Genomic DNA, 10,567 nt, shown 5'->3' with positions numbered 1-10,567 from the left:
TGGCAAGCCCGGAAGCACGGTGTTCAGGAGCGACGCCAATGGCGCAAGGTCCATCTGGCCATGGACACTGCCACTTCCGACATCCGTGCGGTCGAGTTTACCCCCAGCCGGGAAGGCGACAGCCCCGTCCTGCCAGACCTTCTCAACCAGATCCCGGACGACGAAGACATCAGCACCGTGACGGCAGATGGTGCCCAGCTCCAGCGTGAGTTCGTTGAGGAGGAGCGCCAGGTGGTCGAGCTGTTTGGGAGCGACATCTTCTGAATTCAGCGTGACAGTGACCCGACCGATGAGCTCCGCGATTGCGTGCGTTCCGATCCCGGGATCCAAGGCCCGCCCGCGGACAAACACCGCGCAGCTCTCCGATCCCGCAGTCCGGCGCAGCGTTTCCAGCCGCGAGAACTCCTCCTGCGAGAAGCGAATCTTCACGAGCTTGCCCCGCCGCGCGGTCATGCGGGACACCCGTCGGTGTGACCGGTGATCTGGGGGAGCGGAGGGCGGGTGCGGTCGCGGAGTATGGACTGATTGTCAGTCAACGTGGTTGTTCTTTTTGCAGTTTCTCTGACCGACATTGTAACTGCTGCAGGATGCCCCAGCGCACCCGAATGGCGTTTCGAAACCGTCTCGCGTCGCTATTATGTGGATAACCGCGCTGGCCTGGTGGCCCAAGTGGATGGTGAAGCGCCCGGCAAGTGGTCGCTGAGACAGCCTGGAGGAAAAGTCCGTATTTTCCGCCAAGGGGGCTCACAGACCATACTGGCCACGTCTAGCATGTTTATCGGATCGCGATTGTCGCTTCGTGCCGCGCAGGGGACACTTGCGCGCGAAAGGACCTAAGGGGGAGGGCCCTGGGGAGGGCAACAGCGAGCCGAAGCATCCGAGATACGAAAATGATTTTCTGATCCTTACTCTGCGGCAATCGCCTTGGATCAGAGAAAATCTTGGGGCAGGATTGTCCTGCGGGGAGCACGAGGAATGGCCGGGGAAGAGGATAGGGGGTGTTACGTCTGGGCCGTCCGGCCTAGCGTGTCACAGGATCACCGGCGCGGACAGCTTGCCGCTGACCGTCGTGCCGCGCGACCTTGGTGATGAGCGCCCTCGTCGCCGGCACGCTGCGCTGGCATCATCAGGTGCGCCAAGGGTGGCGGTCATTGATCGGTTCTCATAGAACCGTCTCACCAGCCTTGGCCGAGCCCCATCCAGAGATCGGGGCGGTCAGTCGCTGCGGAGCACTGCAGGAAAACGTCACATGTGCGGGTGAAGCCGCGTTAGCAGTTTCGCCGTTCGTTTCTCGAATGTTCTGCCAAACTTTGGCGCTAGTTTCGTTGTTTTCATTAAGTAATCACCAGATTTAGGTTCTGGCGCCTTTGGCGTGGGGGTTCGAGTCCCTTCACCCGCACCAGTCCGCACGACCCCGGTGGGCACAAGCGGCTATCCGGCGTTCGCACCACGGGCCGCGCCGTCGGTCACGGACACGGCCCCGCGGCATCTACAAGCCTACCAGCTGTTGTATCCCAGATACTTGCCCGACATTGTGATCTTGACGCGGTCGCCCTTGGGGTTCGGCTCGCGGTCCAGCGTCATGTCGAAATCAATCGCCGACATGATGCCATCGCCGAATTTCTCGTGGATCAGTGCCTTGAGCGTCGGACCGTAGACGCCGACCACCTCGTAGAACCGATAGATACAGGGATCGGTCGGCACGGTCTGCGCAAAGACCTTGTTGGGGCTTTCGGACAGCACCTCGGCGGCCTCTTCGGGCAGATCCAGCAACGCGACCAGCGCGGCGGCCTTGTCCGGCGGGAACGCATTCATGCCCATGCAGGCGGAGTGGGTGAATACAGGTGACATGGCAATGCCTTGCGCAATGCCTTCCCATGTCAGCTTGCCGCGCTTCTTGGCGGCGATGATCAGGGCGGTGACGTCTTCCTTGTCAAGAAATTCGGTGGCGGTCAGGTCTTTCATCGGGTTTTTCTCCGGGGTTGGGTCAGCCGGCAAGATGCGCGGCAAGGATCACGCAGATCACTGCGAGAATGGCACTCAGCGCCTGCCAGAAGCGCAGCGGGTTGCGCGCGGCCAGCGGCACATGGGTGGCAGCGCGCGCGGCGCTGCCCGGCCGGCGCAGGTCGGCCATGAATTCCGACAGCGCGTCGTAGCGGCGCAGCGGGTCGGGATGCAGGGCGCGGCGCAGCGCGGCATCGACCCAGGCGGGCACGGCGCTGTCATCGCCCTTGGCCGGGTCGTATTGCAGCCGCCGCTGGTCGGCCCGGCTGGAAACGCGCGCCACCTGCGCCCCGTAGGGCAGGCGCCCCGTCAGCATTTCGTAGCCGATGACCGCCAGCGCATATTGATCGGACCGCCAGCTGACAACATCGCCCGACAGGTATTCGGGGGCGGTGTATTGCAAGGTGCCCGGCAAATCGCCCAGCAGCCCCGGCGCGGCCTCTTCGACGCCGGCGACCGACACCGACCCCAGGTCGATGATGCGCGCCGTGCCGTCATCGTCGATCATGATGTTTTCGGGGCGGATGTCCTGGTGGATGATCTCGCGCCGGTGCAGTGCACGCAACCCGGCGGCCACCTGTTCAATGATGTCGCGCATCTGGTCCAGCGAGGGCGCGGGGTGATCCGTCATCCACTGACGCAGCGTCCGTCCGGGGGCGTAGTGCGTCGCCACATACAGCGCCGTTTGCGGCTGCGGCAGGTCGGCGGCGCGCAGCACATGCGGCGAACTGACCCGCCGCGCCACCCAGTCTTCAAGGGTGAAACGGTGCAGCGCCGCCGGGCTTTCGGTGATTTCCGACGCCGGGATCTTGAGCACGACCTTGCCTCCCCGCGGATCGGCGCACAGAAACACATGGCTGCGCGGCGTCTGGCTGAGGGCGCGCAGCACGCGCAGCCCGTCTATCACGTCGCCCGTGCCGGGCAGGGGCGGCACCGGCAGCGAAACCGACCCGGTCAGCCCCGCCTCTTGCGGCAGCCGGTCGATCCGGACGATCTGCACCGTCAGGTTGTCGGTGCTGCCCCGCCCCAGCGCGATATCGACAAGGCTGCGGCAGGCGTCATTCAGCGACGGGCGCACAAGCGCTGCGGCGACATCTTCGCCCGTGACATGATCGTGCAGCCCGTCGGTGCTCAGCACGAACACATCGCCCGTGGTCAGCGGCACGCGCCGGTAATCCAGATCGACTGTGTCGGACAGCCCCAGCGCGCGGGCCAGCATCGGCGCCCCGTCGTCCGCGGTGGCATGATGATCGCGGGTCAGCGGCGTCAGCGCGCCACCGGTGTAGCGCGCGACACGCGCGTCGCCCGCATGCAGCACATGCCCCGAGCGCCCCTTGAGGATCAGCGTCGCAAAGGTGCAGACCATCCCCGCATCCAGGTCGGCCAGCGTCCGGTTCTGTCCGTAAAGCCAGGCATTGGCGGATTGGATCACGCGGCCGGCGGCGGTGCGTGCCGTCCAGGTGTCGGGGGTGTCGAAATAGTCCGACAGCACCATCCTGACCGCCGCTTCGGCAGCCGCCCCGCTGGTATCGCTGCTGGAAATCCCGTCCGCGACGGCAAGCACCACCCCCTTGAGCGTCAGCGCCGCGCCCGAGGGGACATGCGCCCCGTGGAAATCCTGATTGTGCGGCTTGCGGCCGGCCGAAGAATGCTGGCCGATGGCCACCTGCATCGGCCCCGCCCCGGTCTGAGCTGTCATCACGTCCCTTGGCATCACGAACTCCGAACGCACAGAAAACGGGGACCCCGAAAGGCCCCCGGTCGGGCGATGGGATTATTCCGCCGGAACGCTGACAACGTCATCGTTGCGGGCGGCGTTGCGCTTGGGGCTTTCGCGGAAATGGGTGGCGTAGATCATCCCGCCCACAAAGGTCAGCCCGCCCACGAGGTTGCCCAGCACCACGGGGATCTCGTTGTAGATGAAATAATCCGTCCAGGTGAACTCACCGCCCAGCATGATGCCGCTCGGAAACAGGAACATGTTGACGATGGAATGTTCGAAACCAAGGTAAAAGAACACGATGATCGGCATCCACATGGCCATGATCTTGCCGCTGGTCGAGGTCGACATCATCGCCGCGACCACGCCCGTGGACACCATCCAGTTGCACAGAACCGCACGGACGAAAACGGTCAGCAGACCTGCGCCCCCGGCGGCGGCATAGCCCAGCGTCCGCGCTTCGCCGATGCTGCCGATCTTCTGTCCCACTGCGTTGGGTTCGGCCGAAAAGCCGGTGGTGAACACCACCGCCATCAGCACGGCGGTGGTCATGGCGCCGGCGAAGTTGCCGCAGAACACCAGCCCCCAGTTGCGCAACACGCCCTTCCAGGTGCAGCCCGGACGCTTGGCGATGACCGCCAGCGGCGCCAGGGTGAACACCCCGGTCAGCAGGTCGAACCCCATGAGGTACAACAGGCAGAACCCCACCGGAAACAGTAGCGAGGCGACAAGGAAATCGCCCGTTTGAACCGCGATGGTGACGGCAAAGGCCGCCGCCAGCGCAAGGATCGCGCCGGCCATGTAGGAACGGATCAGCGTGTCCTTGGTGGCCATGAAGATTTTCGATTCGCCGGCGTCGACCATCTTGGAGGCGAATTCCTTGGGCATGACATATGACATGTCGGTCGGTCCTTTCGGGATTGGGTCTGGGCCTGAGGGGTCAGGCGTCGGTGGTGGGTGTCAATTTTGGCGCGATCCGGTCAGCCGGGAACTGCGCCGCAGCCGCACCGCCCGTCGCGGAAAGTGGCCATCGCGGGCGGCGTTGCGGGCCGGAGGAGCGACGACCGGGTCACGGGGGTTGGGCATTGTCTGGTTCTCCGGGTCGTGGCGAAACCGGAGATATCCGGGCCGCGGCGGTTTCGGTCAGGGGGGTGCGGATGCGGCAACGCGCCTGTGGCCTGGGCGTGCCAGAACGCAAAGCAGCATCGTTGCCGCAGACCCGCAGAGGGTATTTGACGGAAATCGCCGCGCCGTTGCGGCCAGTCGGAAAGGCGGCTGCGCCTTTCGTTACGCATTCAGTACAAAGGAACGCTTTCGCCGCGCAACTAGGAATGCGCGCGTCGCGCGTTTCCGGCGCCGTGCGCGCGGCCCCATTGCGGCGACGCTCAATCCCAAGGCGGAAATTCGGCGGAATCGCTGCTTTTCGGGCGGTTTGCGCAGCCGATGCGCGATCCACGGCGCACGAATCGCGATTCGAACCGGCTACCGGAAGCTGTGGCCCCGGCCTGCCCTGCAAGGGTCGGATTTGCGCCCGGTGCGGCGCGGGTCAGCCAGCCTCGGGCGGGGGGCGCAACTCGTACCGCAGCAACAGCCCGTAGCCCGCGACCACGACCAGCGCCAGCGCGAACCAAGTCAGCGCATAGCCAAGATGCGCGTTGCGAAACCGCACCACGGTCATGCCGCCACGGGGCCAGGCGCCGGGCAGCGTCAGCTCCTGGTCGATGAAATAGGGCGCGGCGACGTCGAACCCCATCGCGCGCGTGATGGACCCGATGTCGCGGCGATACCAAAGCCGCTCTTGGGGGTTGTTGTCGCGCGAAAACAACCAGCCCTCGTCTTCCGACATGCGCAACAGGCCGGTCACGGTGGTTTCGCCGTCGATGCGGACGAACCCGGAGGCCTCGCCGTCCTGTTGCGGGACGACGCCGCGATTTATCATCACGACGCTGCCGTCATCGCGTTGCAGCGGCGTCAGCACCCAATAGGCCGGGCCGAAATCCGAAGGCGTGTAGATCAGCACCTCGTCATCGTTCAGATAGGTGCCGGTCAGGGTGACGCGGGTGTATTCATCGCCCTCGCGGCTGACTTCGGCGTCTGCCGCCGGGGCGGGCACCGGGCTTGCATGGATGCGCGCATCGACGCGCTCGATCAGGTCCAGCTTCCAGTGCAGCCGCTGCACCTGCCAGACACCAAGGCGCAGAAATCCCGTCAACAGCACGGCGGCAAACAGCGAAACAAGGATCAGGCGCGGCCAGCGCAGGCGACGTGTCATGGAAACGGTCCCGAATGAAAACCGGCGCCGCGAACGGCCCCGGCATGTGGTTTTGCCAGCCTGGGTTAGCCCTGCTGGGACCGAAGGCTTTTCATCTGTTCGATGTGGCGGTCCATTTCGTGCATCGGCATCATGTTCTCGTTCATGTTGTGCATGACCCAGAGCGAGCCTGCGAGAACGATCCCAAGAATGATGACCGAAAAGACCGAGGCCGACAGGGTCCAGCCTTCTTCGGCGCCGCGATTGACGTGCAGGAAGAACACCAGATGCACGATGATCTGCACCGCGCCCAGCCCCATGATGATGCCGATCAGCGTGGTCCGGCCCATGTCGACCTCGGCCATCACCAGATAGAACGGGATGATGGTCAGGATCGCGGCCAGGCCAAAGCCGATCATCAGCTGCCCCATGGTGCCGTGCGAATGCCCCCCGACGGGGGAATGATCAGCCGCCGGGGCCTGCGCTGTTCGAGAGGTATGTTCGGACATCAGACGAGCCTCACGAGATAGACAAAGGAAAACACCCCGATCCATACCAGATCCAGGAAGTGCCAGAACATCGACAACGTGCCGAGGCGCTGCATGTTGGCCGGAATCAGCCCGTGCATCCCGATCTGCACCATCAGCGTGATCAGCCAGATCAAGCCGCCGGTGACGTGCAGCCCGTGGGTGCCAACCAGCGCAAAGAACGCCGACAGGAAGGCCGAGCGGTCCGGCCCCGCCCCGATGTGGATCAGGTGGTTGAATTCGTACAGCTCCATCCCGATGAAGCCCGCGCCAAAGACCGCGGTGACGGCCAGCCAGACCAGCGCGCCGCAGGTATCGCGCTTGTCGGCGCGCAGCATGGCCAGCCCGAAGGTGATGGACGAGAACAGCAGCAACGCCGTTTCGACCGCCACGAACCCCGGTTCGAACAGGTCCGCCGGGGCCGGCCCGCCAGCATAGCCGTAGCCCAGCACCGCGTAGGTGGCAAAGAGCGATCCGAAGATGATGCAGTCGCTCATCAGGTAGATCCAGAACCCGATGGCGGTCGGGCTGCGGTGCTGATGGTCGGTCTCGTGAGGCGTGGCCTCGCGAATGTGGTGCATCGGGGCGTCGGCCATCGGCTCGACGATCCGCTTGTCCGCGGATGCGGTGACCGTGCTCATGCCAGGGCTCCTTTCGCCTCGGTCCGGCGCACTTCATCCACGGGGATGTCGTAGTCGCGGTTATAGTTGAAGGTGTGCCCGATCCCGATCGCGATCATGGCGACAAAGGTCAGCGCCGCGAGCCACCAGACGTACCACACCATCGCGAAACCGAACACAAAGGCCACGGCGGACAGGATCACGCCCGTCGCGGTGCCCTTGGGCATGTGGATCGGCGCATAGTCGGTGGACCAGGCGAACCCGTGCCTTTTCATGCGCCAGAACGCTTCGCGGCCGACAACCTCGATGTCGTGCGGAAAGTTGTAGGGCGCAGGCGGCGATTGCGTGGCCCATTCCAGCGTGCGCGCATCCCACGGGTCATTGCCCACCGCCAGCGCCTTGCGGTCGCGGATCGAGACGTAAAAGCACACGAAGGTCGACAGGATGCCAAGCAGGATGATGACCGCGCCAATGGCGGCGACGATGAAATAGGGCTGCCAGCCCGCATCCGGGTAGCTGTTCATCCGCCGGGTGACGCCCATCAGGCCCAGCGCATAAAGCGGCATGAAGGCGACGTAAAAGCCGATGAACCAGCCCCAGAAGGCACGCCGCCCCCAGGTTTCGTTCAGCTTGAACCCGAACGCCTTGGGCCACCAGTAGACCACGCCCGCATAGATCGCGAAGACCACGCCGCCGATGATGACGTTATGGAAGTGCGCGATCAGGAACAGCGTGTTGTGCAACTGGAAATCCACCGGCGGGATCGCCAGCATCACGCCCGTCATGCCGCCAATGGTAAAGGTCACAAGGAACCCGACCGCCCAGAGCATCGGCAGTTCGAACCGCACGCGGCCCTTGTACATGGTGAACAGCCAGTTGAATATCTTGACCCCCGTGGGCACCGCGATGATCATCGTGGTGATCCCGAAGAACGTGTTGACGCTGGCCCCCGATCCCATGGTGAAGAAATGGTGCAGCCACACGACAAAGGACAGCACCATGATGCACGCCGTTGCCCAGACCATCGTGCGATAGCCAAAGATCGGCTTGCCCGAGAACGTCGACACGATTTCGGAAATGATACCGAAACACGGGATGATCAGGATATAGACCTCGGGGTGGCCCCAGATCCAGATGAGGTTGATGTACATCATGGCGTTGCCACCGAAGTCATTGGTAAAAAAGTGAAATCCAAGATATCGGTCCAGCGTCAGCAGCGCCAGCGTGGCCGTCAGAACCGGAAAGGCCGCGACGATCAGCACGTTGGTGACAAGCGCCGTCCAGGTAAAGATCGGCATGTCGAACAGCTTCATCCCCGGCGCGCGCATCTTGAGAATCGTGGCGATCAGGTTGATGCCCGACAGCGTGGTGCCCACCCCGGCGATCTGTAGCGCCCACAGGTAGTAATCCATGCCCGGCCCCGTGCTGTAGCTGGCGCCCGACAGCGGCGGAAACGCCAGCCAGCCCACGCGCGCGAATTCGCCCACGAACAGCGACACGTTCACCAGCAGCGCGCCGGCGACCGTCATCCAGAACGAAAAGTTGTTCAGGAACGGGAACGCCACGTCGCGCGCGCCGATCTGCAGCGGCATGACATAGTTCATCACCCCGGTGACGAACGGCATCGCCACGAAGAAGATCATGATGACCCCGTGCGCGGTGAACACCTGGTCGTAATGGTGCGGCGGCAGGTAGCCTTCGGCACCGCCCGCGGCCATCGCCTGTTGGGCGCGCATCATCAGCGCATCGGCAAATCCGCGCACCATCATCACAAACCCCAGCACCATGTACATGATGCCGATCTTCTTGTGATCGACCGACGTGACCCAATTCGACCACAACGGCCCCCAGAGCCGGAAATAGGTCATCAGCGTCATCAGGATCAGCCCGCCAAGCGCGATGCCCGCGAAGGTGCCGATCAGGATCGGTTCGTGATAGGGGATCCAGTCAAGCGTCAGACGTCCGAAGATCGGCGAGAAAGTCTCGGCAGGGGAGTTGGCTTCAGATGCCATTGGTCTGTGCCTCCGTCTTGGCCCCGGCGGGGCTGCAAAGTGCGTCGGGATCAAGGCCCAGCAGGTTTGTCAGCTGGGTGGCGCCCGCGGATGTGGTGTCGGTCGCTTCGTGGTCGGCGCCATGCGCGTCGGTGCCGTGGCCGTCCACGGGCGGCAGGTCGATCAGATTGCCGAAACCGTCGATGGCGCGGTCGCGGTCATAGCTGTAGGCACCGGCATCGCCGATGCCGTCCAGCCCGCCACCCCCCATGCGGTCCTGCATCATCATGTGGCCCATGCAGACCTTGCCGTCTTCGACGCACATCTCGACGATGCGGTCGAACAGGTCGTCCTCGACCGTGGCGTAATACTGCACCGGGGCGTTCATCGACGGCTTTTCCAGATCCAGATAGCTGGCGCGGGTCAGCGCCTCGCCCTCCTCGCGGCGCGCGGCCACCCAGGCATCGAATTCGGCGTTGCCCATGGCCAGCGTGTCAAAGGTCATGCCGGCAAAGCCCGGCCCGCTGTAATGCGCCGAGCGGCCCGGATAGGTGCCCTGCCGATCGGCGATCAGGTGCAGCCTGGTTTCCATGCCGGCCATGGAATAGACCATGCCGCCCAGTTTCGGAATCGACAGCGTATTCATCACCGTCGACGAGGTCAGGCTGAATTCGACCGGACGGCCCACCGGGATCGCCAGTTCGTTGACCGCGGCAACGCCGTAATCGGGGTAGATGAACAGCCATTTCCAATCCAGCGACACGGCTTCGATGCGCAGCGGCTGTTCGGTCGATACCCCGGCGGGCAGCGCGGCATATGGGTCCAGCCGGTGGGTATAGACCCATGTGTACCCGCCCAGCGCGATGACGATCAGGATCGGAACGCCCCAGACCGCCGCTTCCAGCTTGTTGGAATGTTCGAAGTCGGGATCGTAATCCGTCATGTCGTCGCGGTTGGCGCTGTATTTCAACGGAAACCAGACCGCCATCACAAGCACGGGCAGGATGACGATCAGCATCAGAAGGACAGAGATGACAAGCAGGTCGCGCTGCTGCGCGCCCACCCATCCGTGCGGAAAGAGCACGTCGTACTGGCATCCGGACAGGGCAAAGGCACCCAATGCCGCCAGGAGCGGTTTTTTGATAGCAAGCAAAATTTCGGCCTCTTGTTCGTCCGACAGGCTGCCAGCCATAGGGAGGAGGCGCTGGCAGTCCGGATCAAGGGTTGCGGGCATCGACGTAGTCCCGTCGCGCGGCGTGATCGCTGTGACGCATCGCCACATCGAGGGGCGCAGGGGGCAAACCTCACGGTTCTATGAGAAATGATGCCCCAAAAGTGTATCTTCTGCGACAATTTGGAACATTTCCCCGCCGTTCAGGCGGGATACCGGGTCGCGGCGCGGCGGCGCGTTGTGCTACGTTGGCGTTGTGGGACGGGCCGCCGGGCGACTCGGC

General features: G+C 63.9%; 8 protein-coding genes, 1 tRNA gene and 1 pseudogene. 2 read left to right on the top strand and 8 right to left on the bottom strand.

Translation table 11 applies throughout. The features are described 5' to 3' along the window. Both ATI53_RS14700 and ATI53_RS23345 read left to right on the top strand, forming a co-directional pair. Positions 1–195: pseudogene (locus tag ATI53_RS14700) on the top strand (transposase); the annotation flags it as partial. A gap of 1,058 nt (positions 196–1,253) precedes the next feature. Next, positions 1,254–1,402, top strand: a tRNA-Leu gene (locus tag ATI53_RS23345). A 95-nt stretch (positions 1,403–1,497) separates the two neighbouring features. Here ATI53_RS23345 and cynS read toward each other — a convergent pair. From cynS to cyoA, 8 genes are all read right to left on the bottom strand, one after another. Further along, positions 1,498–1,965, bottom strand: coding sequence for a cyanase (gene cynS, locus ATI53_RS14695; RefSeq protein WP_111550716.1), 468 nt, complete (start codon positions 1,963–1,965; stop codon positions 1,498–1,500). Between the two features lie 22 nt (positions 1,966–1,987). Beyond that, positions 1,988–3,703 (bottom strand): bifunctional protein-serine/threonine kinase/phosphatase, encoded by a 1,716-nt coding sequence (locus ATI53_RS14690; protein WP_211315398.1) that lies wholly within the window; start codon positions 3,701–3,703, stop codon positions 1,988–1,990. Between the two features lie 75 nt (positions 3,704–3,778). Further along, a complete protein-coding gene (locus tag ATI53_RS14685) occupies positions 3,779–4,624 on the bottom strand; it encodes a formate/nitrite transporter family protein (protein WP_111550714.1) in 846 nt (281 codons plus the stop codon). A 646-nt stretch (positions 4,625–5,270) separates the two neighbouring features. Continuing rightward, positions 5,271–5,996, bottom strand: a complete 726-nt coding sequence (locus ATI53_RS14680) for an SURF1 family protein (RefSeq protein WP_009505454.1) — start codon at positions 5,994–5,996, stop codon at positions 5,271–5,273. A 65-nt stretch (positions 5,997–6,061) separates the two neighbouring features. Continuing rightward, the gene (gene cyoD / locus ATI53_RS14675; protein WP_009505455.1) at positions 6,062–6,484 is read right to left on the bottom strand and encodes a cytochrome o ubiquinol oxidase subunit IV; all 423 of its coding nucleotides are present in this window, start codon (positions 6,482–6,484) and stop codon (positions 6,062–6,064) included. Then, positions 6,484–7,143 (bottom strand): cytochrome o ubiquinol oxidase subunit III, encoded by a 660-nt coding sequence (gene cyoC, locus ATI53_RS14670; RefSeq protein ID WP_111550713.1) that lies wholly within the window; start codon positions 7,141–7,143, stop codon positions 6,484–6,486. Before cyoC ends, cyoD begins: the two co-directional genes overlap by 1 nt. After that, positions 7,140–9,134 carry a cytochrome o ubiquinol oxidase subunit I gene (gene cyoB / locus ATI53_RS14665; protein WP_009505457.1) on the bottom strand — a complete coding sequence of 665 codons (1,995 nt, stop codon included), beginning with the start codon at positions 9,132–9,134 and terminating at the stop codon, positions 7,140–7,142. Before cyoB ends, cyoC begins: the two co-directional genes overlap by 4 nt. Then, entirely contained in the window at positions 9,124–10,266 is a 1,143-nt protein-coding gene (gene cyoA, locus ATI53_RS14660; protein WP_223870747.1) for a ubiquinol oxidase subunit II, read from the bottom strand. Before cyoA ends, cyoB begins: the two co-directional genes overlap by 11 nt. Positions 10,267–10,567 lie beyond the last annotated feature (301 nt).

The organism is Salipiger aestuarii (genome assembly GCF_003259905.1).
Taxonomy (GTDB): Bacteria; Pseudomonadota; Alphaproteobacteria; order Rhodobacterales; family Rhodobacteraceae; genus Salipiger; species Salipiger aestuarii.
This window is presented reverse-complemented; position numbering and strand designations above follow the sequence as displayed.